The sequence below is a fragment of the Vibrio eleionomae genome (assembly GCF_009874545.1).
Classification (GTDB): domain Bacteria; phylum Pseudomonadota; class Gammaproteobacteria; order Enterobacterales; family Vibrionaceae; genus Vibrio; species Vibrio nitrifigilis.
Map to the genome: position 1 here is coordinate 1 of NZ_WEKT01000031.1, position 25385 is coordinate 25385.

The 25385-nt window shown below is 41.5% G+C and carries 19 protein-coding genes and 4 tRNA genes; 12 read left to right on the forward strand and 11 right to left on the reverse strand.

Translation table 11 applies throughout. The annotated features are described in order from the left end of the window. Positions 1-110 precede the first annotated feature (110 nt). Positions 111-1808, reverse strand: coding sequence for a sensor histidine kinase (locus tag F9817_RS24420; protein WP_161157003.1), 1698 nt, complete (start codon positions 1806-1808; stop codon positions 111-113). Between the two features lie 68 nt (positions 1809-1876). Here F9817_RS24420 and F9817_RS15110 point away from each other — a divergent pair, with 68 nt between their 5' ends. Both F9817_RS15110 and F9817_RS15115 read left to right on the forward strand, forming a co-directional pair. Continuing rightward, positions 1877-2293 (forward strand): BLUF domain-containing protein, encoded by a 417-nt coding sequence (locus F9817_RS15110; RefSeq protein WP_161157004.1) that lies wholly within the window; start codon positions 1877-1879, stop codon positions 2291-2293. Positions 2294-2506: 213 nt separating this feature from the next. Next, entirely contained in the window at positions 2507-3601 is a 1095-nt protein-coding gene (locus tag F9817_RS15115; protein ID WP_161157005.1) for an extracellular catalytic domain type 2 short-chain-length polyhydroxyalkanoate depolymerase, read from the forward strand. Here the strand turns inward: F9817_RS15115 and F9817_RS15120 are convergent. Together F9817_RS15120 and F9817_RS15125 are read right to left on the reverse strand one after the other, a co-directional pair. Beyond that, positions 3598-4275: a response regulator gene (locus F9817_RS15120; RefSeq protein ID WP_196124900.1), complete on the reverse strand. Its 678-nt coding sequence runs from the start codon at positions 4273-4275 to the stop codon at positions 3598-3600. The two genes, F9817_RS15115 and F9817_RS15120, sit on opposite strands and share 4 nt — an antisense overlap. After that, positions 4268-5872 (reverse strand): ATP-binding protein, encoded by a 1605-nt coding sequence (locus F9817_RS15125; protein WP_161157006.1) that lies wholly within the window; start codon positions 5870-5872, stop codon positions 4268-4270. Before F9817_RS15125 ends, F9817_RS15120 begins: the two co-directional genes overlap by 8 nt. 248 nt (positions 5873-6120) lie before the next feature. Here F9817_RS15125 and F9817_RS15130 point away from each other — a divergent pair, with 248 nt between their 5' ends. Together F9817_RS15130 and maeA are read left to right on the forward strand one after the other, a co-directional pair. Further along, positions 6121-7407, forward strand: coding sequence for a 2-hydroxycarboxylate transporter family protein (locus tag F9817_RS15130; protein ID WP_161157007.1), 1287 nt, complete (start codon positions 6121-6123; stop codon positions 7405-7407). A 12-nt stretch (positions 7408-7419) separates the two neighbouring features. After that, positions 7420-9009 (forward strand): oxaloacetate-decarboxylating malate dehydrogenase, encoded by a 1590-nt coding sequence (gene maeA, locus F9817_RS15135; RefSeq protein WP_161157008.1) that lies wholly within the window; start codon positions 7420-7422, stop codon positions 9007-9009. A 66-nt stretch (positions 9010-9075) separates the two neighbouring features. On the opposite strand, the gene F9817_RS15140 is transcribed toward maeA, so the two are convergent. After that, entirely contained in the window at positions 9076-9636 is a 561-nt protein-coding gene (locus tag F9817_RS15140) for a porin family protein (RefSeq protein ID WP_161157009.1), read from the reverse strand. A gap of 348 nt (positions 9637-9984) precedes the next feature. Here F9817_RS15140 and F9817_RS15145 point away from each other — a divergent pair, with 348 nt between their 5' ends. Further along, positions 9985-10401 (forward strand): MAPEG family protein, encoded by a 417-nt coding sequence (locus F9817_RS15145; RefSeq protein ID WP_161157010.1) that lies wholly within the window; start codon positions 9985-9987, stop codon positions 10399-10401. Positions 10402-10561: 160 nt separating this feature from the next. Here the strand turns inward: F9817_RS15145 and F9817_RS15150 are convergent. Both F9817_RS15150 and F9817_RS15155 read right to left on the reverse strand, forming a co-directional pair. Continuing rightward, a tRNA-Gly gene (locus F9817_RS15150) sits at positions 10562-10636 on the reverse strand. Positions 10637-10815: 179 nt separating this feature from the next. After that, complete coding sequence (locus F9817_RS15155) at positions 10816-11925, reverse strand: S1 family peptidase (protein WP_161157042.1); 1110 nt, start codon at positions 11923-11925, stop codon at positions 10816-10818. A gap of 678 nt (positions 11926-12603) precedes the next feature. Between F9817_RS15155 and F9817_RS15160 the strand changes: the two genes are divergently transcribed. Next, the gene (locus tag F9817_RS15160) at positions 12604-13287 is read left to right on the forward strand and encodes a hypothetical protein (protein WP_161157011.1); all 684 of its coding nucleotides are present in this window, start codon (positions 12604-12606) and stop codon (positions 13285-13287) included. Between the two features lie 66 nt (positions 13288-13353). Here F9817_RS15160 and F9817_RS15165 read toward each other — a convergent pair whose 3' ends face one another. After that, on the reverse strand, positions 13354-14226 hold the full coding sequence (locus F9817_RS15165; protein ID WP_161157012.1) for an oxidoreductase: 873 nt from the start codon (positions 14224-14226) through the stop codon (positions 13354-13356). 382 nt (positions 14227-14608) lie between these two features. Between F9817_RS15165 and F9817_RS15170 the strand changes: the two genes are divergently transcribed. From F9817_RS15170 to F9817_RS15180, 3 genes are all read left to right on the forward strand, one after another. Beyond that, a tRNA-Gly gene (locus F9817_RS15170) sits at positions 14609-14684 on the forward strand. A gap of 71 nt (positions 14685-14755) precedes the next feature. Further along, a tRNA-Leu gene (locus tag F9817_RS15175) sits at positions 14756-14842 on the forward strand. A 15-nt stretch (positions 14843-14857) separates the two neighbouring features. Continuing rightward, positions 14858-14931: transfer RNA gene (locus F9817_RS15180), tRNA-Cys, on the forward strand. 4 nt (positions 14932-14935) lie between these two features. Here the strand turns inward: F9817_RS15180 and F9817_RS24425 are convergent. Both F9817_RS24425 and ercA read right to left on the reverse strand, forming a co-directional pair. Then, positions 14936-17128: an EAL domain-containing protein gene (locus tag F9817_RS24425; protein ID WP_161157013.1), complete on the reverse strand. Its 2193-nt coding sequence runs from the start codon at positions 17126-17128 to the stop codon at positions 14936-14938. Beyond that, positions 17115-18272: an alcohol dehydrogenase-like regulatory protein ErcA gene (ercA, locus tag F9817_RS15190; RefSeq protein WP_161157014.1), complete on the reverse strand. Its 1158-nt coding sequence runs from the start codon at positions 18270-18272 to the stop codon at positions 17115-17117. The genes F9817_RS24425 and ercA overlap by 14 nt, the downstream gene beginning before the upstream one ends. A 379-nt stretch (positions 18273-18651) precedes the next feature. Between ercA and acuR the strand changes: the two genes are divergently transcribed. After that, the gene (gene acuR, locus F9817_RS15195; protein ID WP_161157015.1) at positions 18652-19296 is read left to right on the forward strand and encodes an acrylate utilization transcriptional regulator AcuR; all 645 of its coding nucleotides are present in this window, start codon (positions 18652-18654) and stop codon (positions 19294-19296) included. 145 nt (positions 19297-19441) lie between these two features. Here the strand turns inward: acuR and acuI are convergent, their stop codons facing one another. Further along, a complete protein-coding gene (gene acuI / locus F9817_RS15200) occupies positions 19442-20425 on the reverse strand; it encodes an acrylyl-CoA reductase (NADPH) (RefSeq protein WP_161157016.1) in 984 nt (327 codons plus the stop codon). A gap of 390 nt (positions 20426-20815) precedes the next feature. Here acuI and katG point away from each other — a divergent pair, with 390 nt between their 5' ends. After that, on the forward strand, positions 20816-22963 hold the full coding sequence (gene katG, locus F9817_RS15205) for a catalase/peroxidase HPI (protein ID WP_427916712.1): 2148 nt from the start codon (positions 20816-20818) through the stop codon (positions 22961-22963). 135 nt (positions 22964-23098) lie between these two features. After that, on the forward strand, positions 23099-23515 hold the full coding sequence (locus tag F9817_RS15210; protein WP_161157018.1) for a GNAT family N-acetyltransferase: 417 nt from the start codon (positions 23099-23101) through the stop codon (positions 23513-23515). Positions 23516-23619: 104 nt separating this feature from the next. Here the strand turns inward: F9817_RS15210 and F9817_RS15215 are convergent, their stop codons facing one another. Then, complete coding sequence (locus F9817_RS15215; protein WP_161157019.1) at positions 23620-25230, reverse strand: BCCT family transporter; 1611 nt, start codon at positions 25228-25230, stop codon at positions 23620-23622. Between the last annotated feature and the right edge of the window lie 155 nt (positions 25231-25385).

Here is a 25385-nt window from a genome sequence, read left to right on the forward strand (position 1 = left end):
ATATATTAGATATCAATAGCTTATAATTTGGTTCTTTATCAAAAATAATCTATATATGTATTTGGTTGCCTATTGTAGTTTGTTGAATATGTTCAATAATTAGTCGGTATTTACATTGAATTAACATTGAAAGTAATGACTACATTCGTACCTTCATTCGGTTGACTTACTACTTTAATGTCTGCTTTAAGCTGAGTGAGTAAATGGTAGGTAATTGACAGTCCCATTCCCCGGCCTTCTGTTAGGCTTTTGGTTGAATAGAATGGGTCAAATATATGACTAACAACCTCCTCTGACATACCGATACCGTTATCACTGATGGTTAGAACTATCTTTTCGCGGTCAGAGTTTGCAGAGAGCTTGATACTAGGGTTCTCTGTTTTCTCCAAAGCTTCAATGGCATTTTCAAGCACATGATTAATGGCCTGTAAAAGTTGGTTACGATTGGTCGATATTTGTAACTCATTGGGAATATGGTTGTGAAACGAAATCTGTTTATGATCTGAATAGGAGTGGAGTTTTAGAACATCTTGGCAAGCATTAAACAGCGAGAATTGCTCAATTTCAGTAGGATTCTGGTTGGTAAAAGACCTTAGGTCAGCAACAATGTTGCGAACTCGTACCAAACTTTCCTTGGAATCTTCGATCACCGCTGACAAATCATCGCGAATAAAGTCAAAATTTGTATCTGTTTTATATTTTGAAAGTTGTTCTGAAGCTGACTGATTATCTTGTAGATGTATATTTTCTATTAGTTCATCGTGCATGTTGATAAGGGTCATCATCGAATCAACATAGTGATTAAGAGGTGTAAAGTTACCTAAAGCTATACTTAATGGGTTATTGATTTCATGAGCAATACCTGCTGCTAGTCTTCCTACCGTTGCCATTTTTTCAGAATGGACTAAATGTGACTTGGTTTGGTGTAATTCAGTCAACGTTTTTTTGAGACGTGAATAGTGAAACTTCATCCGTCTTTGGGCTTCGAGACTTTCTAAGCTTATGCGTAATTGAACGGCGGCCTCTTCGATGATTTTTACTTTAGAAACTGAGAGGTGATCAGCTTTGTCGCTTTCAACACAACAGAGCACGGTACAAAAACGTTCACCGAAGATCATGATAGGGAAGACTAAGGTTGTCTGAGTTCGAGTTTGTTCAGGAAACAGGATATTGGGTAAATCATTATGGGCAATTTTGTCCATCAGCGAAGTCAGATTTTTGGGAATCGTAGGTAAAGATATGAGTTTCCGACTCGCGTCTAGTTGAAAAAGTTTGGGTGTTAACTGACTCTTGGATGGTTTGACAATGATAGTTTGTGTGGATTGGCAAAATACATCTAGTGCCGATACAAACTCAGTTAATGAGGCCTGCACCACTAAATCACGCCGGTTGAATTGGTTAACTTTGGATATTAATTCAACATTGAGCTGCTGCTCTTGTAACATCTGCTGGCTGGCAAATTGTTTGTTTAATTCATTGGTGATTGCCGCTAATAAAGCCGGATGTTCGAGTTCGCTGACACGTACAATACGGTCTGGCCAAAGTAAGTCATCGTCGACATGATAGTTATCACATTCATCACAGATCAACCATAAACTGAGACGAGGATTTCTCAGTGTCATCCGAGTATAACGAATCAAATCAGATGCTAAGGTAAAGCCACAAGTGGCAAAATCGATCATGATGAGGCCATGAGCATTATCACGAATCCATTTCTTAATTTTTTGTGTTCTAACTTCCACTGTGGGAGAGAATTTGTTTAAAGCGCTAAGATCGTTTTGATTACTAATTAGTAGAAAGTTAATCACCGGCTTTACCCTTTTTAGCTTCCTCGACTATTTTTAAAAATAGTGCAAACAGGTCAAAAGGTGGAGTAATGAAATTGATTCGTCTGCTTTATTTTAGTGAAGCAACTAGAGATATGTCGTTAGCGGACATGAAAGCGATTTTAGAGAAGGCCCGCACCAATAATCATGATCTGGATATCTGTGGCATGCTCTGTTACGACAACAATTACTTTTTGCAAATATTGGAAGGAGAGGCGGCCGAAGTGACCGAACTTTTTCTAACCATTTCCAACGATGAGCGTCACCACTCAGTGGTTATTGTTGGAGTTCAAGAAATTGAAAATCGTGTGTTTCCACAATGGGATATGGGGTATGCAGGTAGTAGTGATACCTTATTAAAACTCATGCAAGAAGTTGGGTGTGACCAATTTCAGCCACAGGCGCTAAGCTTTAAGCAAGCAGCAACCTTGCTTTATGAGCTGTCTAAATCGCAAACGCAGGTTTAGACAGTAACCTTATACTTGGGCATGTGATGGTTTGTATTAATTATTGATTTTATTGATGAAAGACAGCTAAATACAGAGCTTTGTCACGAAAGAGATTAAGAATACAAACCTTGGTTTATGGAGCATTTAAAGCGTAAGAACCATCACTTTTTTTCTCCTATTGGTATGTCTCAATGAGTTGAGTATAAATGTTTACCAATGTGGAGAAGAATTATGAATCGTTGGGTTATTTCGGCGTTTGTCGGTGGGGCGAGTTTAGTGTGCTCGCTGGCAAATGCACTGCCGACGCTGACGGAAACGCATGCTTTGCCCGCTTACCATGCGTTATCAGGAGAGAGTTCTGTTTCAGGTTTATCTTCCGGCGGGTTTATGGCGGCGCAATTTCATGTGGCCTATTCACACAGTTTGATCGGGGCTGGCGTTGTTGCTGGTGGTCCTTGGGATTGTGCAGGTGCAAATTCACTTGCTGCTCCGGCATTTAATGCAATTAGCCAATGCATGAATCCGGATTATTATCAAACGCGGTTACCTAATATTGAACATTTAGCTGCTCTGGCGCAACGAGCGGCTCAGAGAGGTGATATCGATTCTTTAGCTGATTTACGTTCTGATCATGTCTATCTATTTAGTGGTTCGAAAGACAACATAGTCGTCCCTGCCGTTGTTCACGCAACAGAACAATTTTATGAAGCCGTTGGCATACCCGCACAATCCATCATTTTTAATCACACTATTGCGGCAGGCCATGGTTTTATTACGGATAAAAAAACAGACAATCAATGTGGCAAGACGGCGGCGCCTTACATCAATAATTGCCACCTCGATCTAGCACAGCAGATTTTGGAAACCATTTATGGCCCCTTGAATCCTCCAGCAAACTCGATAAGTGGACATTTAGTGATGTTTGATCAACAGCCTTTTGTTCCGGGAGTCTCAGACAAACAGCGGCAGCAAAGTTATTTAGCTGATAAAGGATATGTTTATATACCAACCAGTTGTGATACCGATGATTGTCGAGTTCATATTGCATTCCATGGTTGTGAACAAAATGCAGGAACAGTCGGTACTTACTATATTTCCGAAACGGGATACATGGAAATGGCTGAAACAAATGATTTAATTGTGCTGTTTCCACAAGTGAAGAAAGGTGTGATGAATCCACATGGGTGTTGGGATTTTTGGGGATATACCTCAAACAATATGCCGCCCTATCAATATTACACAAAACGTGCTCCACAGATGGCCGCCATTAAAGCCATGTTAGATAGACTGACCTCGGCTGAGGTGACCGCGCGTATTGTACGTTAGGAGACCCGGCGGTAAAGGCGCCGAGGACGGCCACCGGTGTTGTAATTCAAAACGAGATTCACTACGCCTTCGGACTCGAGAAATTCAAGATAGCGGCGAGCAGTGATACGACTAACATTCATTCGCTCGCCAATGTCTTCTGCTGAAAATTCTTGAAGGTCTTCATCTGATAGTAACTGCTTAAGATTAGATAGTGTCGTTGCATCAATCCCTTTCGGAGTGCGACGCACCTCTTTGGGTGGTGTTTTACGCAGTAAAGTGTCTATCTTTATCTGATCTAATGTGTCGTTAGAGAGCTGCTTGCGATAAATTTTATAATCACTCAGTGATTGATGGATGCGTGAGATACGAATAGGTTTGACCAAATAATCACTGACCCCAAGCTGGACTGCTCGAGCAATAGTGGTGGTTTCTCGCTCTGCGGTTGTGACGATGAAATCGCACTTCGCCCCTTGCTTACGCATACGGTGAATAAAATCAATACCGTGACCATCGGGTAGTGTGATGTCTACGAAAATGAGCATGGGTTGGTAAATAGAATATTGATGTAAAGCATCAGCAACACTTTCGCTGACGGCGACCACTGAAAAATCACCATCTTGTTGGATGGTGGACTCTAGCATGTAGCTGGCTCGTACGTCGTCTTCGAGGATCATTACGCTAATGTTAGTCATACTGCTCTAAATTATTTTTATTTAAATAAACACTGAATAACGTAGTGTGTTGTTCAGTTCGCTCCCAATCGATAGTGCCTTCCAATGACTCAATAAGTTGACCGACTAAGTAAAGTCCCACACCATGCTGCTCATCACCTTGTTTTGAGCTGACTCCAAATTCGAGAATGCGATCGGCAATCGCTTCATTAATACCGATACCGGAGTCTTGAACTTCGATGATGACGTGTTGATTACGGTCACTGAGATAAATTTGAATTTCAGCTGGACGTTGAGAACGGTTTTTCCATGCGGCCAGCAGGGCATTATCTACTAAATTGCCAATAATGGTAACCAATTTATCAGAAACTGTTTTTGCGTAATTGCAAAGAAATGTGTCTTGATCGATAGAAAATTTTATGCCCATGTCCGTTGCTTTATTGAATTTCGCCAACAGTAAGCCAGCAACAAAACTGTTATGAACTGAGCGCACGATGGTTTGTATGACGGCCTGATAATGATCGCTTTCTTGTTGGATAAAACGAATGGCGTCGGTATTTTTCCCAAGTTGCAACATACCCGACAGGGTATTCAATTTGTTCGCGTGCTCGTGGGTTTTACTCCTGAGCAGCTCTGAATAGTTTTTTAAATACACTAATTCGCGTTCGAGTTCTGACTGATTAAGGTTGGCAAAAAAGACCACAACATGGCCGAGTGCCCCTTTGGCATTTTGTAACGGATAAATATTCGCGCGATAGGTCAATTTACCAATGGTAAAATCACCTTGATAAAAGCGCTGCTTGGCTTCAAGTACTAAATGACTGAGAGTAGGGGAAAAGCGTGCGAGTGTTTGAGACAAGAATTCTTGGCGACTCGTGTTGTCTAGTGAGAGTTGCTGAAGAGCTGAATCATTGATGGTGCTGATCCGCTGTTCATTATCTACGGCGATGATTGCATCCCGAATACTATTTAAAATAAGTTCATTCTCACTAAACTTATGGACGATAAGTTCTGGTTCGTAATTGAGAAAGGTTCGTTTCATCTTAAACACAAGCAACGTCATCATGGCGATGGCTATGATATAAACAATCGCTATCATAAGGCCTATGTGACCGTATTGCTCAAGCAATATCGCGAAGGCTTTTTCTGATAAATAGCCAATACAAATAGCGCCAATCACTTCGCCGTTGTTTTTTAGTGGAACAAAGTTTCGAATGGCATTGCCAAGCGAACCTCGAGCAACGGTACTGTAGTATTCACCAGTGTTCAACGCGCGGTAAATATCATCGCCAATAAAGGTTTTTCCTAATCTTTCATGATTTGGATGAGATAAGCGAATCGCGTGTTTATTGACAACCACTATATAAGATGCAGCTGTTTTGGCTCTTAAATGCTCAATATACTGCTCAAGATCTGGTGTGATGTTGCGGTTACTTTGTTCAACCGCATTAATAATTTCATGATCCTGAGAAAGAACTCGGCCAAGTTCGATTCCTCGTTCCTCTAAGCCTTTTTGATAAATATTCTGCAACAAAAAGAAAATGACAGTAGTGACGACAATAACGATCGCGGAAGAGGTAGCCACTGTCGATAACGCGAGATGACTTTTAAGTTTCATATATCAGTATTTCCGAAGTATTTGTTCGTATAAAACGATGTTATTGCCCTTTAAAAAGGATTTTGTTCAGCATTTTCATGTGTGATTAAGAAAAAGGTGCCCATTATGAATAAAAAAGCAGCGAAAATCCATGAACAAAAGTTACAAAAGGATCCGTTAGTTACATTAGTGCTTTGCTCAGTATCCACATCCCTCGAAGTTGTTAAACTCCGCCCAAAATTTAAAACAACCCTACAAGAGAGCAAAAAATGTTTAACAATTCTGTCCTCTCTGCCAAAGACAAACGTTCGGTTAATATCGTGTTTGCTTTGTCAGCTATTATCATTTTGTTTGCAACAATCGCGAATAAACTTCCTAGTGGCATGATTGGTGCCGTTGGTGTGATGGCCGTAGTGGGTTATATCCTTAACCTAGTCGGTAATAAAACTCCAATTGTTAACCAGTATTTTGGTGGCGGTGCTATCGTCGTTATCTTCGGTTCTTCTTACCTTTTCCATAGTGGCCTTGTTCCTCAGGATACAGTGGCTAACGTAACAACTTTTATGAAGAGCGGTGGTTTCCTATCATTTTTCATTGCTAGCTTAGTAACGGGTTCTGTTCTAGGTATGGACAGCAATGTTTTGAAAAAAGCAGCACTTAAATACATTCCTGTTATTCTTGGCGGTGTTGCCTGTGCGTTCTTGTTTGCAGGTATCGTTGGTGCGATGCTTGGCCGTGGTTTCTTTGACTCAGTGATGCTGATTGCACTACCTATCATGGGCGGCGGCATGGGGGCTGGTGCAGTACCTCTTGTTGAAATTATGTCTGGCCGTACTAGCATGTCTTCAGATGAATTAATGTCAATCATGGTGCCAGCGTTAGCAATTGGTAATGCTATTGCGATTGTCACTGCAGGTTTGCTTAATAAACTTGGCAATGCGTACCCAAGCCTAACAGGTAATGGTCAATTGATTCGCGGTGAAGAGAACAAAGAAGAAGAAGATCTAGAAGAAGAAATGCCACTAACCGTAAACACACTTGGTGTTGGTGCTCTTCTTGCTATCGTTATGTTCTTAATCGGTACACTACTTCATATGTTTATCGATATGCACCCATACGCGCTAATGATCATCTCTGTTGCAGTGATCAAAGTGACGGGTTTTGTTCCTCGCCAACTAGAACGTGCTGCGCACGTTTGGTCTAAGTTTGTTCTCGACAACTTAACTCCAGCCCTTCTTGTTGGTATCGGTGTGGTTTACACCAATCTCGATCAAATCGTTGCGGCACTAACTGTTTCAAACATCCTAATGGTGTTCTCTACTGTTCTGGGTGCAGTTTTTGGTAGTGCAGTGATTGGTCGTCTAATGGGCTTCTACCCAATTGAAGCAGCTATCACTGGTGGTCTATGTATGGCCAACATGGGTGGTACTGGTGACGTTGCGGTTCTAGCATCATGTAAGCGTATGGATCTTATGCCATTTGCACAGATCTCATCTCGCTTAGGCGGTGCGCTAATGCTTATTCTAGCTACTTTCATCTTACAACTATTTCTTTAATTAGGTCCTTTCATGTCACAGACAGCTGAAATTGCGACCACAACAGAAGCGGGCATTAGCCCGCTTTCTAAAGTGGAACAGTCACTTAACAGTATTAAACACCAAACAACACAGGTTCGTTTTTCGCTAAATTTAGCCCAAAGCAATTTGTCTAAATACCTGACATTACGTCATGTACAAGACCAAAACGAAGGCCTATTTTTCCACTACATTCGTGATAATATTCGCGATAGCCTGCCTTACATCTACACACCATCCGTTGGTGATGCATGTCAGCAGTACAGCTATCTCAACTTTGCACCTCGTGGTTTGTACCTTTCAGCTCATAATTCACAATCTGTGAAAGAGCAAATTGAAAGTATTAATCAGGACGTGGATATCATCGTTATCACAGATGGCTCTCGCGTACTTGGTTTAGGCGACCTTGGTATTGGTGGCATGGGTATCTCTATCGGTAAACTTTCTCTTTACACTGCAGTGGGCGGTATCGCTCCTGAGCGTACACTTCCTGTTTGTATCGATGTAGGCACTAATAACGCTGAACTTAAAGCCGATCCTCAATATCTAGGTAATAAAGAAGATCGCGTTGATGACGAAACTTTCTACTCTTATCTAGAAGAAGTGATGACTGCGTTGGAAGCTCGTTGGCCGAAAGCGATCATCCAATTTGAAGATTTTAGTAACAATCACGCTTATCCGTTGTTGAAAAAATACCGCCATACACACCGTTGCTTTAACGATGATATTCAAGGTACTGCAACTGTAGCAGTCGCGACTATCAAACGCGCATTGAAAAAAGCGAACAAGCAAGCAAGTCAATCCAATGTGTTTATTGTTGGCGGTGGTTCAGCAGGGTGTGGTATCGCTGATCTGATTCGTCGTACATTTGGCTTTGAAGGTGAAAATGGCGTTTATGTGCTAGACCGTGATGGTGTGGTGTATAACGACTTTGCCAACCTTAACGAAATGCAAGCAGAGCTCGCACGTCCAAGCGAGGAACGCCCTGCAGGCAAAGATAAGCTAGAGCTATTAGACGCGATTAATTACTACAAACCAGACGTAATTGTTGGTGTAACGGGCGTAACCGGTCTGTTCAGTGAACAAGTTATCAATGCTTTGGTCGAACATGCAGATATGCCAGTGATTATGCCATTGTCTAATCCTGTTAGTTCTTGTGAAGTAACACCGAGTCAAATCTTTGATTGGGTAGGGGACAAAGCGATTGTGGCGACGGGTAGCCCATTTGCGCCGATTGATTTTAACGGCAAGTCTCACGTTATTTCTCAATGTAATAACGTGTATGTATTCCCTGGTATTGGCTTGGGTGCACAAGTTGTTAGTGCAACAACCATTTCTGAAGGTATGCTAACTGCAGCGGTTAATGCTCTAGGTAACTATGAATGTAACCTTGCTTCTCATTACGAAGTATTACCAGCGATTGAGTCTACTTTAGAAGTATCAAAAGAAATTGCAGTTGCGGTTGCGTTACAAGCTATTAGTGAAGGCGTGGCTGAAGTGGGTGCTGATTTATCGCGAGATGAATTGATTGCTAAAATTAATGCCGCATTCTGGAATCCAGAACTAGGTACTGCAAACCACTAATATCTACGATTAAATCGTTTTAATAAAAAGGATGAGCACAGGTGCTCATCCTTTTTATTTGAATTGCTAAAATCGATATTCAACACCAGCAGTGACTTGGTTGAAATCAGTATTGGTTTCTTCTCCATCTCGAACATCGCTCGCGTCTAAATCGACGTCATACCAAGTATATTCTGCGTTTAGCACTAAGTTATCAGTCACTTTAAATCCTACGCCTGCACCTGCGAATACGGCTTTGTCGCTATCGGTACCGTTGTATCCAGCAATGCTGTAATCGGTGTCGTACCAAAGTTGACCACCTTTCGCATATACATCGACTCGGTCACCAATTGGAGCAATCAGTTTTAGTGCACCAGTATAACCATCCGTTTTCGCATTAGCTAAGTGGTTACCGTATTTACCAAAGTCAATATAACCACCTTCAACCGCAATATAGGGGTTAATTCGATAACCAAGTAGTCCTTGGTAGACTTGGTTATCGTCATCAAAATCATCTTCCCCATCAATTTTGACATAACCAAAGTTGCCACCGACATAAAGGCCACTCTCATTCCCTGCGGCAAAACTGCTGACCGAAAAAGAGGCTAAAAATAGTGCGCCAGTAACAAGTGGTACGATCGTTTTCATTTTGGAACTCCTCGATGAATCATTAGGTTACGTACTATGTTTCACTGTACATCTTTTGCTATGTGTTCTGGATCTTGCTAAGCGGGGTAGGGCTGGAAAGCATCCTGTTTCACCCGAGAGCACTATGGTCATACTAGATTGATGAGTTGGATGAATATTCATTAGCAGGTTATTTTAGTGTTATTGATATGTTAGTAATCTATGGGAGGGTGTTAATATCAATACATTCTCATTGAAACAGCATCTTGAGAGCACTTGGGTATAAGATATTGTTCAATAAGATCTTAATTGTATATTTCATGTTATGCTAAATGAATCTAGGGTAAATGAAATGTTTGGGAGAGGCATATGACGAATCCGGAATTTATTGACGCATACTGGGGAATAATAGCGTTAATAGGTGTGTATTTTGTGCAATGGGCAATTGCCACTATGGTAAAGTCCAGTCAACCTAATGCGATTCCAGGCAAGATATCTGAAACCTTAGGGCATGATTCTTTTGTGTTTCGTTCCCATCGAACTTTTATGAACTCCCAAGAAAACGCCGTCATTTTTTTACCTACCGCCGTGCTCGCTTTTTTTGTACAAGCTAATCCTACTTGGGTGGCAATTTGGCTTTGGACCTACGTTGTTGCTCGAATTCTTCATATGGTTCTCTACTATGTGATATCAACCGATAAAAATCCTAGCCCGAGAAGCTACTTTTTCCTTATAGGTGTTATTGCTAATGTTGGCTTGTTCATCACTACCGTTATGGCAATATAAATTGAGAGATTAGCGTAAGCTAGAGATCTAAATCATGGTAAGGGTAGAAGAGGAGAAACAACTCGAGGTCTTAGAGCTGCTGAGCTTATCCAAGGGTATTATTTTTCTAAACATAAACGGTTAGAAGAGCTATTAGGCCCATTTATCGCATGGCCTAGATTGGAGCGTACAGCGGGAATCGAACCCGCATTTTTAGCTTGGGAAGCTAAAGTAATAACCATTATACGATGTACGCGTTGATGGTTAATATACTCTTAATATCCTGAATTAAAAGGCTTATTAGAAAAATATTATGCATTTGTTTAGATATTAACCTTGCTGATTTTTTTATCGATAAGTTTTGATTATCTTATATAAACTAAAAAGCCCACCGAATCTGAATCGGTGGGCTTAAAAACGGACGTTACAGCGTCGTTAGATGCGACGGCGCCTTAGCAATGCAAGCGGCAGCAATATCAGTAACCAAGAACCCATCGAACCGCCACCACTGTTACTATCATCCTCGTCATCACTATCGTATTTGTTCGCTGAGAGCATAGGATCGCTATCGAACGAGTAGGTGAGAGAAAGTGAACTAAAATCGTAACTGCTATCACCTTTTAAATCACCAATATCGCTGTTGATATCATCTTTAAAGAAGTTGATATTGGTAAAACCTGCGTGATCATCGTCATCGGTAAAATTACAATTGTCGCCAGTATCAGTTGAAACATACGAAGAGATCCCAACTAAACGAACACCATAGTCTGCATCAGAACTGTGATCTGGGTCTTTCCATATGAGAGGACCACCACTGTCACCACTACATGTGCCGTAATTTATCGATTCATCGGTTGTTGTTGCACAGATATAGTCATTGGAGCTTGGGTAACTGCCACTATAAATAGACCCACTGACTTTGATACCCAAACAGGTAGATGCGGGTATACCTGCCATCAACACACGGTTAAGTTCGTCATCCGAGTTACCCTCTTCGTCTTCGCCATATCCACTTGCCTGAACATTTCCTTCGTTATCTTGGTTTGCTACGTAACTATTAGAAAATTGATTGTACATCGCGGTCATTTCGGCGGTAGACGCGATTTTTATTTTTTTAGAATTAGCAAATGTACCTGAAGAATATATTGCAGCGTAGTCATTAGAGTTGGTTAGAGAGCCTGTCCAACTACTACTGCTTTTGATATAGGTAGGGGTGACAAGGACTGATTTTTGAACAGAATTGGTGTAATCCAAGTAAACGACCTTAACGCCTTGGAAATCATAACTGTCACTTGATTTATCAACGCAATGAGCTGCAGTAAGTACTGTATCATCATCAATAATTGTTCCGCCACACAAATAGGTGTATATGTAGTCACCTTTATTGAAATAGGTATAAATTTTAACTTGAAACGGCAATTTTTCTAATGACGTTTCTGTACCATTTAATATCGTCGGTGAAAAGGTAAGGGCGACTGACGTTTGTATGATCAATAAGTTTATACAAAGTGCAGCGAGTACCCTAATGACCCAACTATTTAACATGGTTTACTCCCAAAGAAGAGAAGTTAGACGACAAAATGTTGAAGCTGAGTTCACTTAAAAAGTTATTAACTCACCTTGTGTAAATTTTTTACGTATTAATTAATGGCTTACTGACTAATTCTGTCATTTTCAAATACTATAAAAGTATTTGCATAAATACCGCTATGTGCCGATAGGAACCCATATTGTTTAACGGTTTTAAATACGGCTAATGATCAGATCTAAATAGTTTTAAGGTTCGAATTAATATGTGTCGCGCTATTATCAATATTATTCGTGCAAGATCAATGGTGAAAGATGAAAAATAGTCCCAAATAGGTAGTAAAAATATCCAATAGGGTGAATATAAAATGTTATTTTTATAAATTTGTCTTATTGTTGAAACACATTTTGTGAGTTTGTGCAGGAATGAGTGAATCAGTGCAAGATATATGCATTTATATGTTTAGGTGTGTCGTTTTCTATTGGTATTCTATTGCATGTTGTTAGTTGAGTTCCACTCTAGGACATTTTAAGTTCCAATATGGGACGTAATGTGACTTATGAATGAATGGTAATGGATTTGCTTGAACAATAATTTGAATTAGATTTAGATAGATTTAAACAGTGAGTTATTGGTGTGGTTTGAATTCAATAAATATTTAAATTCCACTAAAATATTTTAATTGGTACTGATATATGGAAATAAAATATTTAAATGATAAAACAGATTCGTTAAATAATTTACTAAATATCACAACTAATAAGGTTTTGATAATAGCTATTAATAGAGCAGTAGAGCTAAGCAATGAGATTCCTAGTAGTGTTTTCATGTACAATCATGCGTTACAGAAACTCCCTAGTATCATTGAAAATACAGAAGCTTATCTTGATAAATTAACTTCAGAAACTGCCGAGAGTACTGTGCGTCACACGGTTAAAAAACAAGTGAATCAATCAGTAATTAGTTCTGATATTGAAGAGGTTGTTTATGAGAAACAGTGTAATTTACTCTTGGTGCGTAAAATGATTCACCAACGTAATCTTGATAATATTCAATTCGCTAAAAAATTATTACCAAAAATATTAAATAATGATATTTTAAAACCTGACTTAGACGCGTTAAATCTAGATGCTATTAATGATGCACTAAGTGTTTTAGTTGATTTATCATCAATCGCTAAAAATAGTGATACGCAAAAGAAATATTTGGCGGAACTGCATAGCGCACACAATGATGGTTATCATATTAAAAATAAACTGAATAGTGATGATCAATCAATTTTGAGACAAATTAACGATTATATTTATGCGTTGAATTTATGGAATAACGCTGTTAAAAATACCATTCAAACTATTTACCAATTACCCAATGAGTTCTAAAAATTGACAGAGATTCCTTAACCGTACAACAGTGCAGTTAAGGAATGGTCGGTTACCTGCTAAGTGTTAATTGGTGGCTAAAGCATTTAATTGTTCAATATTTTCTGCGCTAAGTTTTACTTTCATTGCATCTAAGTTGTCTTGTAAATGAAGCAGTGATGATGTCCCTGGTATTAATAAAATGTTGGGTGAGCGTTGGTGTAACCAAGCTAACGCGACTTGCATAGGTGACGCATGTAATTCCTGAGCTAAAGTGTTAAGAATATTATTTTGGATTGGGGTAAAGCCACCAAGAGGAAAGAACGGTACGTAAGCAATATCCTGTTTTGCTAACCAATCGATTAAGTCATCGTCTTGTTTTGCAACGATGTTATAGTGATTTTGTACACAGACAATTGGTGCAATATTTTGGGCTTCTTCTACTTGTGTTTTAGTCACATTACTTAGGCCTAAATGACGAATTAGCCCTTGTTGTTGGCATTCTGCTAATACAGATAAAGGTTCGGCGATTGAGCCTTCAGCCGGTCCATGAGCTGAAAACATGGCTCTTAGATTGACCACATCCAGTTGTTCTAAGCCTAAATTCTTTAAATTACTGTGTACCGCATCAATTAGTTCTTGGCGAGAAAATGCAGGTATCCAAGCGCCTTCTTGATCGCGTCGAGCCCCAATTTTTGTCACTATCGTCAAGTCTTCAGTATATGGTGCAAGGGCTTCATGGATTAATTGGTTTGTAATATAAGGCCCATAGAAATCGGAAGTATCAATATGATTGACGCCTGATTGAATTGCTTGCTGCAAAATGGCTATCGCTTGTGGGCGATCTTTCGGATTTCCCATAATTCCTGGTCCGGATAATTGCATTGCGCCAAAGCCCATACGATTAACGACTTTGTCGCCCAGCAAATATTGACCTCCGAGTATTGCACTGTTTGTCATCGATTATCACTCCGTTAAAAATCTCTTGAACCTATAAAAGGTATCCTATACCTATTTTGACTTACACCCAAATGACCTTGAAACGTAAGAGTCAGAACTTCGTTTACGAGTGTAGGTCGAACCGAGCAAAGAATAGCAGGGTATGCTTTAGCATGCTGAGTGGGAGTAGAAATCGACTCGTTGCTCAACTAATAAAGGAGTTGAAGTGAGTGATATTTGTACTCATTGCATATAACTTATGCGGATTAGATCGCTTTTTAATCACTCAAATCAAAAAGATATAAATTTTTGTTGACGGAATTTTTCAGTCGAGTAAAGTACATCTCGTTCTCAAGGGCAAGCCTTTGAAACCTATGTCTTTTGAAATCTTTTAGAAGACACTGCGACACTAGCTCAGTTGGTAGAGCGCAACCTTGCCAAGGTTGAGGTCACGAGTTCGAACCTCGTGTGTCGCTCCAAATTTCATTATTTATGAAATTCTGTGCTAATAAGTACAATAGATGGTGTCTCCATCGCACTGTTTTAGTGTGCCCTGGTGGTGGAATTGGTAGACACAAGGGATTTAAAATCCCTCGGCGTTCGCGCTGTGCCGGTTCAAGTCCGGCCCGGGGCACCATCATAATTCAGAAACGGCGCGTTGGCAGAGTGGCTATGCAGCGGATTGCAAATCCGTGGACCTCGGTTCGACTCCGGGACGCGCCTCCATATCTTATTTTCTTTCAGATAAAATCCCCGCAGAAATCATTTTTTCCTTGTTGTTCAGCATAAATTCGATGAACTCATGTTCAGGCATTGGTCTGCCTGTGTAGTATCCCTGTGAACGATCACAGCCCAAATGACGTAAGAATTCCAGAGTCTCTGCATCTTCAATACCTTCAGCAACGGTTGTCATTCCAAAGCTTTGCGCCATTTGAATAATGGTTTTAACGATGATTTCATCATCACTATTAGAGGCAACATCTTTAATAAACTCCCGATCGATCTTGAGAATATCAATAGGGAATCTTTTTAAGTAGGCCAGGCTAGAATATCCCGTTCCAAAATCGTCGATCGAGAATCGACACCCAAAGTCTTTCAGTGTTTGTACAACTTCTAACACTCGACTAGGGTCGCGAATCATGATGGACTCAGTCAGTTCTAGCTCTAACATGCCTGGTTCAATATTCGCGTGCTTAATGGCTTGATACACACTTTCTTGAACGTTGCCTCGAGCAAATTGTAGCGCTGATAGATTCACTGCGACTAATGGTTGGGGCATGCCCATTTCTCGCCAGCGAGCGACCGCTTCACAGGCATTTTTTAGAACCCAATCACTAATGGGGATGATAAGCCCGGTCGTTTCCGCTATCGGGATAAATTTACCTGGAGAAATCATGCCTTTTTCTGGATGTATCCAGCGGATAAGGGCTTCAGCTCCCATAAGCATCCCGGAAGCGATTTCGATTTTGGGTTGATAGTAGAGTTGTAATTGATTTTCTTCTATGGCTCGACGTAACCCAAATGCAACGGTGAGTTCATCTTCCACTGAGCGATTCATATGTTTGCGATAAAAACGATAGGTATTGCGTCCATCTTCTTTGGCCTGGTACATCGCTGAATCTGCTTTCGATAACAGCATTTCGAAGTCAGTACCATCATCGGGATAGAATGAAACCCCGACGGAATGGGTTAAGACAATTTCTTGGTCATGTATGTATAACGGGGCTTCGATTGCGCTGAAAAGTGCACTGATACGAGATAGGCTATTGTCAGTATTGGGTAGATTAGGAATCATGATAATAAATTCATCACCGCCTTGGCGACTGACAGTCCCTAGCTCTTCAAAGCAGTCATTTAATCGTTGTGATATTTGTACCAATACATCATTAGCACCGCTGTATCCTACTAAGTCATTAATTGTTTTAAAATTATCGATATCAATACTCATCACTGCGATGTGGTAGTGATAGCGATCAGCGCGTACTTTAGCTTGGTCAAACCGGTCCGATAGGAGGTGATGATTTGGCAGCCCGGTTAGATTATCGTGTTGTGACATAAACACGGCTTTTTCTTCTGAAAGCTTCAAGTGATTAATATCATTAAAAATCCAAACGCTTCCTTTGTGGGGATGCTGTTTATCAATCGCGTTGCCTGTGAGCTCACACCAAACCGTATTTCCGTCAGCTCGTTTGAGTTGGATGGAGCCAGTGTAAGTATCCTCAGTAGTCATGACTCGGTAAGCTTCTGAGCCAAACATTCGATATGTTTCTGCTGAGTCATAAAGGATTTCTGTTGAAGCGCCAATAATCGCTCCGGGTTCATAACCCAACATATCTTCGAAACGTTGATTACAAGAGATGATATGCCGATCCTCAACCCAAGCCATACCAACTAACGTATTGTCAAGTAGGGCATTCTTTTCTATAAGCAGTGAGTTGAGCTTTTCATTTTGTTGAACAAGTTCAGTGACGTCACGGCCAATAACAACACAAAAATCGGCTTGGTCAAGCTTAGCCAATTGGTAACCGAGTTCAAGATAGATCTGAGCGCCGTCATTCTTCATATAATCAATGACAACAGATCCTGAGTTTTTATTATCAGGGCTCTTACTCACACTTAATAACGTGTTAATTAGCCCACTGTTGTCCCCCCAGGGAAGGTCTTGTATTGGGTGCTCGACGAGTTCGTCGGTAGATTTACCAAAAAGCTGACACACCGCTTGGTTGACGTCAGAAATCTTACCATCAGGCAGACTGATCAACATGACCATATCTGGCGTGTAATCAAGCAGTGCTTTAAAGCGCTCTAATCTATCTGTATTACGTTTAAGTTGGGGATAGTAGTTTTTTCTAAATGACCGATCTCCTAACCCAATAATATTTTCTCTGCGTTTTTCTAAATTTTTTTTATCACATTGCTTCACTATAAATGGCCTTGATATCGCCTAAAGATGCTATTCGAGGATTAGTTACAATACAGGCATCATTAACGGCGTGACTTGCTAGTTCAGGGATGTCTGATGAGTGAACACCAATTTTAGATAATCGCTCACTGATTCCTAACTGTGTTCTGAGTTGGGTAAATTCTTCGGTGATACGCTTACAAAGAATCTTTTCTCTGATGCCTCGTGTATCAATGCCCATGAGTTGCGCGATTTTTTGGTAGCGGTCACCACTTTTCGGCATATTAAAACGCACAACATGATCGAGTAGTAAGGCGTTACACTCACCATGAGGTACGTCTAAGTAGCCACCAAGTGAGTGTGCCATGGCATGTACTGCTCCCAAACTGGCATTAGAGAAGGCTAATCCCGCTTGGAGTGAGCCCAGCAGCATGTTTTCACGAGCGGGGACATAACTGGGATCTTTTACCGCACGATCAATGTTTTGCCATAGCAATTCAATGGCACTTATAGCATGCACATCGACGATTGGAGAGCTTGCTGTTGAAACATAAGCTTCTATCGCGTGAGTAATCGCATCTACTCCGGTGCAAGCAGTTAAATAGGTGTCTAAGGTGGTGGTGGTCTCAGGATCAATCAGAGCAATATCGGGCACGACTGTTTTGCTGATGATGGCCATTTTATAGCGCAGTTCGGAATTAGTAATAATACAAAACTGAGAAATGTCAGCAGACGTCCCTGCAGTAGTAGGGATACAGATCAATGGAGGTCCAGGAATATCTACTTGGTCGATACCCTCAAAATCCGTCACATCACGCCCGTTAGTAATGACAATACCAATGGCTTTCGCACAATCAATTACGCTGCCACCACCAATCGCAACAATCACATCGCAATGCTGTTCTGCGTAAAATTGTGCACCAGCCATCACTTCATAATCTTTAGGATTGGGAGTAATTCCGTCAAAAACAACTGATTCAATGCCGACTTCATTAAGATCATTGATAGCTTGCTGAACCCAACCTGCTTGAATTACTCCGGGATCAGACACAATCAAAACTCGTCGAGCCTCCATGTTTCTTGCATAAAGAGATACTTTATGTCGAGAACCAACACCAAAAATAAACTCTGGAGCAACAAATTTGCGCATTTCGTAAAGGGCCATCACTCTACCTCTCAAATTCAGGGGGAGTTCAAGTCATCTAGTAAATGTGACTTTAACTTGCTCTAAGTGTAGTTCAGTGTTGTTGGAAGTGAATATTTTATTGGCCAAAAGTAGTAATCCTATCGATAGCAGAGGAGTGGGATTAATTTTCGATAACTATCTGATAAATATTATTTAAAATCAAAAAACGATGGTTTTGCCTCAAAGGGCGTGAGGTTTGTCGATAAACCTACCGATTTTGTTAGGTATTTCCTCCAACTGCTAGTGGTTTGACACGCGCAAAATGGTTAAAATCTGCGAATAAAATGATATTTGGCCATTAAGTCTCAAGTGCCAAGTGATATTTTTATATATAAAGTCAGTAATATAAGGCGACAATGTGACAGAAGAACAACCAATAAAGCGACGTCGAGGTCGGCCACCAAAAGTTGAGCGAAAATACAGTGATACAAAGCAGGAGTTGATTCGCAGTGGTTTAGCGATGATCACAGAATTTGGTTTTACTGCTTCTGGTGTGGATGCTGTCGTGAAGCAGGTTCAAGTGCCAAAAGGTTCGTTTTATCATTACTTTAAAAGTAAGGAAGCCTTTGGTTTAGACGTGTTACAAGCGTATGGTCAGTATTTTGCCAAAAAACTGGATAAGCATCTTAATAATGAGACACTAGAACCGCTTGATCGCATCGAAGCCTTTATTGACGATGCTAAACACGGAATGGTTCGTTTCGATTTTCGCCGTGGTTGTTTGGTTGGCAATATGATGCAGGAAGTCCCTCAGCTTTCAGAGGCTTTATCTCAAGAACTTCAACGTATTTTACTAGATTGGCAACATCGAGTAAGCCATTGCATCTTACTGGCTAAGCAAAATGGCACGGTATCTCATCAATTCGATGAACAAGTGTTGGCTGAACAATTTTGGTCTGGTTGGGAGGGGGCGGTTATGCGGGCGAAACTGTTTCGTTCCACTCAGCCATTAGATGATTATTGGCGTTATTTTCAGATAATATTTTCTGATATACCCAAGTAACCTCAAAGTGTTGTTTCAGTGAGAATGGTTTCGCTCTTAGGCAAGGTGCTGATTTCAAGAAATAGTGATTCTTGAAAATCAGCCCCACAGCCTAGGAGCGAATAAAGCTCGCCCTTAGGGAACTCATTAACAATGGGTTTGAAGGTTAGCCTTTAATATCGACTACAACGCGGCCTTTAACTTTGCCATCGAGTAATTGATGCGCAATATCAATGACTTGCTCAAAGCCAATCACCGTGCTGGCAGTGTCTAGCATCTCTTTATCGACGAGCTTAGCAATTTGTTCCCACGCTTTAACGCGCTTATCATTGGGGCACATTACACTATCAACGCCTGCTAACGTGACACCGCGTAGGATAAATGGAGCCACAGTTGCGGGGAAATCCATACCTTGCGCTAAACCACATGCCGCAACAACCCCACCATATTGGGTTGAAGCACATACGTTTGCTAAAGTGTGACTACCTACTGAATCAATAGCCGCAGCCCAAAGTTCTTTTCCTAGTGGGCGTCCAGGCTCAGATAATGTATTACGATCAATGATCTCTGAAGCACCAAGTGCTTGTAGGCGTTCTGCCTCTTCAGGACGACCAGTCGACGCGATCACTGTGTATCCTAACTTGGCTAAATATGCGATAGCAAAGCTTCCCACACCGCCGTTTGCTCCTGTGACAAGGATTTTACCTGATTGTGGTGTAATACCATTTTTTTCTAGTGCCTGAACACACAACATGGCAGTGTATCCTGCGGTACCCACCGCCATAACATCATAGGTGCTAAGTGAATCAGGAACGGGGAGGAGCCAATCACCATTGACTTTTGCCTTTTGTGTTAAGCCGCCCCAATGTTTTTCACCTAACCCCCAGCCATTAACAAACACGCGTTGCCCAACCTGAATATTGGGATTGTCACTATGTTCAACGATACCCGAGAAATCAATACCAGGAACCATTGGGAAGCGTCTAACAACAGGCGATTTACCACTGATAGCTAATCCGTCTTTGTAGTTCAATGTTGAGTATTCCACATTAACGATAACGTCACCTTCAGGAAATGCAGCATCATCTAATTGCTTTACAGAGCATTGGTATTGGTCTTCTACCTTGTCGATGTAGAGGGCTTTAAACATAGTTATCACCTAAGTATTTTGTTCACAATTACGCCAGTATAAGGCAGTGTAAAATAATTTAGACCGCTCGTCTAAAAATAATTACGCTCAGACTAAAAGTCTTATAAAACGAATGCAAGAGAATTGTGTGTCCATGAGAAGTTATGGTTGATTTAGGTCAATTTAGTGGCGTAAGAGTAAATAGTCGCAAGGTTGGATAAGCACTGTAGGGGAAAGTAACGCGCATAATAAGTTAAGAAACCGTGAAATCTAACTCTTTAGGAGGAATTTATCCTCATTATGGACGATGCTTGGTAAATGTAACTGTCAATGTTAATGATTAATTCCCGTGGCGAGAGATTCAATGGAGGTGATATGAGTCAACACAAGTCAGCAGGTAAATGCCCGGTTATGCATGGCGCGAATACGTCCTTAGGTCAAGATAATCAGAAATGGTGGCCCAAATCACTTAATCTAGACATTCTTGCCCAGCACGACCAAAAAACCGATCCGATGGATCCAAACTTTAATTATGCCGAGGCGTTTCAATCCTTAAATTTCGAAGCGGTTAAAGCGGACTTAAAAGCATTAATGACAGACAGCCAGTCATGGTGGCCCGCAGATTGGGGGCATTATGGCGGTTTAATGATTCGTATGGCGTGGCATTCTGCTGGCTCATATCGTGTGGCTGATGGTCGTGGCGGCGGTGGTACGGGTAATCAACGTTTCGCCCCTCTGAATAGTTGGCCTGATAACGGGAATTTAGACAAAGCTCGGCGTTTATTATGGCCAATTAAGAAAAAATACGGCAACAGCCTCTCTTGGGCCGACCTCATCATACTTGCCGGTAATATGGCCTATGAGTCTATGGGGCTAAAGACGTTCGGTTTTGCTGGGGGGCGTGAAGATATATGGCATCCAGAAAAGGATACCTATTGGGGAGCAGAAGAAGAGTGGCTAGCGACCAGTGATAAGCCACACAGCCGCTATTCGGGCCAGCGAGAGTTGGAAAATCCACTGGCGTCGGTAATGATGGGGCTTATTTATGTCAACCCTGAAGGCGTCGATGGTCATCCCGATCCATTAGCGACAGCCAAAGATATGCGTGAAACCTTCGCCCGTATGGCAATGAACGATGAAGAGACGGTTGCTTTGACGGCTGGCGGGCATACTGTAGGTAAATGCCATGGTAATGGTCGAGCTGAAAACTTAGGGCCAGAGCCGGAAGCGGCTGCTTTAGAGGAGCAGGGATTAGGCTGGATTAATCATAAAACCCGTGGCATTGGACGTGATGCTGTCACTAGTGGTATTGAAGGTGCGTGGACCACACATCCCACTCAATGGGACAATGGCTATTTTTCATTGTTGTTTAAATATGAGTGGGCATCAACGAAAAGCCCTGCAGGTGCTTGGCAGTGGGAGCCAGTCAATATAGCAGAAGAAGATAAACCTGTTGATGTCGAAGATCCTTCTATTCGCCATAATCCTATAATGACAGACGCAGATATGGCGTTAAAAGTCGACCCTCAATACCGTAAGATTGCTGAGCGCTATTATAACGATCCTGACTACTTTGCTGAGATGTTTGCCCGTGCTTGGTTTAAATTAACTCATAGAGATCTTGGCCCCAAAGCTCGATATCTCGGACCAGATGTACCCAAAGAAGACCTTATTTGGCAAGATCCTATTCCAAGTGTCGATTATTGTTTAACAGATAAAGAAATCGATGAACTTAAGCAGCAAATACTGGCAACTTCAGTAGAAATTGGTGATTGGGTCTCATTGGCTTGGGATAGTGCGCGAACTTTTCGTGGTTCAGATTATCGTGGTGGGGCAAATGGTGCACGTATTCGCCTTGCACCTCAGAAGGATTGGATTGGCAATGAGCCGGAGCGCTTAGTTCAGCAGTTAACCGTTTTAGAAAAAATTCAGTCTCATTGTAATAAATCCGTCAGTATGGCTGATTTAATCGTGTTGGCAGGTTGTGCGGCGGTTGAAAAAGCAGCTCAGGATGCAGGCGCGACAATCCAAGTGCCGTTCAACCCGGGGCGCGGAGATGCGGAACAAGCGATGACCGATATAGACTCATTTGCAGTGTTGGAGCCGCTTTATGATGGCTATCGTAATTGGCTAAAAGAGGATTATAAAGTCAGCGCCGAAGAATTATTGTTAGAACGTACTCAACTGATGGGGCTGACCGCGCCAGAAATGACGGTCCTTATAGGAGGAATGCGTGTTCTTGGGACCAATTATGGACACAGTTTAGATGGTGTCTTTACCGATCGAATTGGCGTTTTAACCAATGATTTTTTCATTAACTTAACTGATATGAATTATCGTTGGGTACCGATGAATAATGACCATTATGAAATTCGGGAAAGAGCATCGGATACTGTGAAATGGACGGCAACGCGAGTCGATTTAGTCTTTGGGTCAAACTCGATTTTGCGCTCGTATGCGGAGTTCTATGCGCAAGATGATAATCATGAAAAGTTTGTTCGAGATTTTGTTAAAGCTTGGGTTAAGGTCATGAATGCGGATCGTTATGATCTGAGTTGATTGCATAAACATGGATTCATAAAGTGAGCGATGTCGTCATTAATCCATTTTCGCTGAAACAGCATCTTGAGGTGACTTGGGTTGATATTGAGGTATTATTACTCATCATTCAATAAGATAGCATAAGGCCTAGCTATGACCTACACCCTCAATATGGATCCGACTGACGAAGATATTGCTTCTATCCGTAATGAACTGCGCAAGTACAATACGCCATTTTTACAAGCAGTACGCGATCAGGAATTAACCGTGAGCTTTTGTGATGAACAACAGCATCAGAAAGGGGGGATTGTTGGGAGAGTTTGGGGTAATTGGTTATTAATTAACTTTCTTTGGGTTGATGATATGTATCGTGGTCAGGGAGTCGGTAGTCAGTTACTAAAGGAAATTGAGCAGCAGGCTGTAAAAATGGGCTGTCATTCGGTAATGATTGATACTTTAAGTTTTCAAGCTAGGCCATTTTACGAACGTCACGGCTATCAATGTCAAATGTCTTTGGATAATTACCCAGTCGATGGGCAACTCCATTTTCTTACTAAGTCTTTACTGTAGTTTATTACTACACAACCGGCAGCGATGCCGGTTGTGTATACCCTAGTAACGTAAAGATGCTGTTTCAGCGAAAATGTATTCGCTCAGAGGCCTGCATCTTGAGGTCATTTGGGTATGATACTAATGACATTAGATTTTTTGTATGCAGAATATTCTGAGCGTAGCCCCATAATCAGACTCAAGCACATAAGCAGTAACACAACAGTAAAGGGCAGTGCCGTGGTGACAACTCCAGATTGCAAAGCCTGCAAAGCATCTTTGCCACCAATCCAGAGCATAGCTGCCGCTATCGCGCCCTCAATACTCGCCCAAAAGATTCGTTGTGGTACAGGAGCATCGACTTTACCACCTGCTGTGATGCTATCAATCACTAAAGACCCCGAGTCCGATGAAGTGATAAAGAATATTAGAATCAATGCGATGGAAATGATAGAGATGAGATTACCCATCGGCATTTGATCATACATATAAAACAGAGTAAGAGAGATATCTGTAATACCATGCGCACCTAGTTCGCCTACTTTATTTGCTACTTGATCAATGGCGATACCGCCAAAGATACCCATCCAAATCAGCGTAATAATGGTTGGTACGAAAATCACCGCACACATAAATTGACCAACAGTACGGCCACGCGAAACGCGAGCAATAAACATTCCCACGAATGGTGACCACGATATCCACCAAGCCCAGTAGAAAACAGTCCAAGCGTGCATCCATGATTCATCGTCACGCCCGTGAGGGTTACTCAGTGGAATGATGTTTTCGATATAGCCGATCATAGTGGCACTCAGTTCACTCCAAATGGAGCTAAAGTTCACGGCAATAACAAAGATTAGTAGGCCAAATGCGAAGAGCATATTGAAGTTGCTAAGCTTTTTAACGCCACCATCAATACCTTTTATCACGGATCCTACCGAAATAAGGGTAACAACAACGATGACAAAGAGCTGTTGTGCTAATCCACCATGCAAACCGAAAACGTAGTTAATCCCACTAGATGCCTGTTGAGCACCAAGACCGAGTGATGTTGCTAGGCCAAAAAGTGTCGCTAAGACCGCCACGATGTCGACAATGTGACCCAGCCATCCCCAAGCACGGTCACCAAAAATAGGGTAAAAAACAGAACGCATTGATAGAGGAAGGCGTTTGTTATAGTGGAAAAAGGCTAAAGAGAGCGCCACGATACCGAACATGGCCCAGCCGTGAATACCCCAATGGTAAATTGTTGCCCCTAAAGCCAGCGTTTTTGCTTCTGGCGTGAGTGGTTCAACATTTAACGGAGTGCCATACCAGTTGGTGAAATAGGCGGTTGGTTCTGCTACCCCCCAGAATAATAGGGCGGTTCCCATTCCCGCGGAAAAAAGCATCGCGAGCCATGACATAGTCGAATGATCGGGAGTGGCATCAATACCGCCAATGCGGATTTTACCCCAAGGAGATACCATTAAAATTAATGAAAAGATTAAGATCGCATTCATTGACCACATAAAAAAGCCATCAAATTGACTGATGATACTGTTTTTAACTGTGGTTAGTGCGTCTTTTGCGGTGGCTGGATCGGCTGCTATTACGGCAACCAAAAAGAAGATGATGAGTCCGGCACTAATGCCAAAAACGGCGTTATGAACGTCGAATCCCCACTTTTGTACGTTATCTTGACCGACTTGGTAATCGGTAGTTTCTATGCTGTATTTCTTGAATGCATCTTGCATTATTATCACTTTGGTTCTGATTTAAACGGGCTTTTAGTAACGCTGTCACAGTTAGATACTCCTAATACAAAAAAGTAACTTCGATTTCAAAGCATATCGGGGCACGAATGGTATCACTTGAATATAGTGAACGATAGGTGCGGGCTTATCGTGTT

What these genes read in the sequence shown, in the direction of transcription:
- F9817_RS15130 (WP_161157007.1), top strand. Translation starts at nt 6,121, where the DNA reads ATGTTTAACAATTCTGTCCTCTCTGCCAAAGACAAACGTTCGGTTAAT.
- F9817_RS15215 (WP_161157019.1), bottom strand. Translation starts at nt 25,230, where the DNA reads ATGCAAGATGCATTCAAGAAATACAGCATAGAAACTACCGATTACCAA.
- F9817_RS15160 (WP_161157011.1), top strand. Translation starts at nt 12,604, where the DNA reads ATGGAAATAAAATATTTAAATGATAAAACAGATTCGTTAAATAATTTA.
- katG (WP_427916712.1), top strand. Translation starts at nt 20,816, where the DNA reads ATGCATGGCGCGAATACGTCCTTAGGTCAAGATAATCAGAAATGGTGG.
- maeA (WP_161157008.1), top strand. Translation starts at nt 7,420, where the DNA reads ATGTCACAGACAGCTGAAATTGCGACCACAACAGAAGCGGGCATTAGC.
- F9817_RS15145 (WP_161157010.1), top strand. Translation starts at nt 9,985, where the DNA reads ATGACGAATCCGGAATTTATTGACGCATACTGGGGAATAATAGCGTTA.
- ercA (WP_161157014.1), bottom strand. Translation starts at nt 18,272, where the DNA reads ATGGCCCTTTACGAAATGCGCAAATTTGTTGCTCCAGAGTTTATTTTT.
- F9817_RS15155 (WP_161157042.1), bottom strand. Translation starts at nt 11,925, where the DNA reads ATGTTAAATAGTTGGGTCATTAGGGTACTCGCTGCACTTTGTATAAAC.
- F9817_RS15125 (WP_161157006.1), bottom strand. Translation starts at nt 5,872, where the DNA reads ATGAAACTTAAAAGTCATCTCGCGTTATCGACAGTGGCTACCTCTTCC.
- F9817_RS15140 (WP_161157009.1), bottom strand. Translation starts at nt 9,636, where the DNA reads ATGAAAACGATCGTACCACTTGTTACTGGCGCACTATTTTTAGCCTCT.
- F9817_RS15165 (WP_161157012.1), bottom strand. Translation starts at nt 14,226, where the DNA reads ATGACAAACAGTGCAATACTCGGAGGTCAATATTTGCTGGGCGACAAA.
- F9817_RS15120 (WP_196124900.1), bottom strand. Translation starts at nt 4,275, where the DNA reads ATGACTAACATTAGCGTAATGATCCTCGAAGACGACGTACGAGCCAGC.
- F9817_RS15115 (WP_161157005.1), top strand. Translation starts at nt 2,507, where the DNA reads ATGAATCGTTGGGTTATTTCGGCGTTTGTCGGTGGGGCGAGTTTAGTG.
- F9817_RS15110 (WP_161157004.1), top strand. Translation starts at nt 1,877, where the DNA reads ATGAAATTGATTCGTCTGCTTTATTTTAGTGAAGCAACTAGAGATATG.
- F9817_RS15210 (WP_161157018.1), top strand. Translation starts at nt 23,099, where the DNA reads ATGACCTACACCCTCAATATGGATCCGACTGACGAAGATATTGCTTCT.
- acuI (WP_161157016.1), bottom strand. Translation starts at nt 20,425, where the DNA reads ATGTTTAAAGCCCTCTACATCGACAAGGTAGAAGACCAATACCAATGC.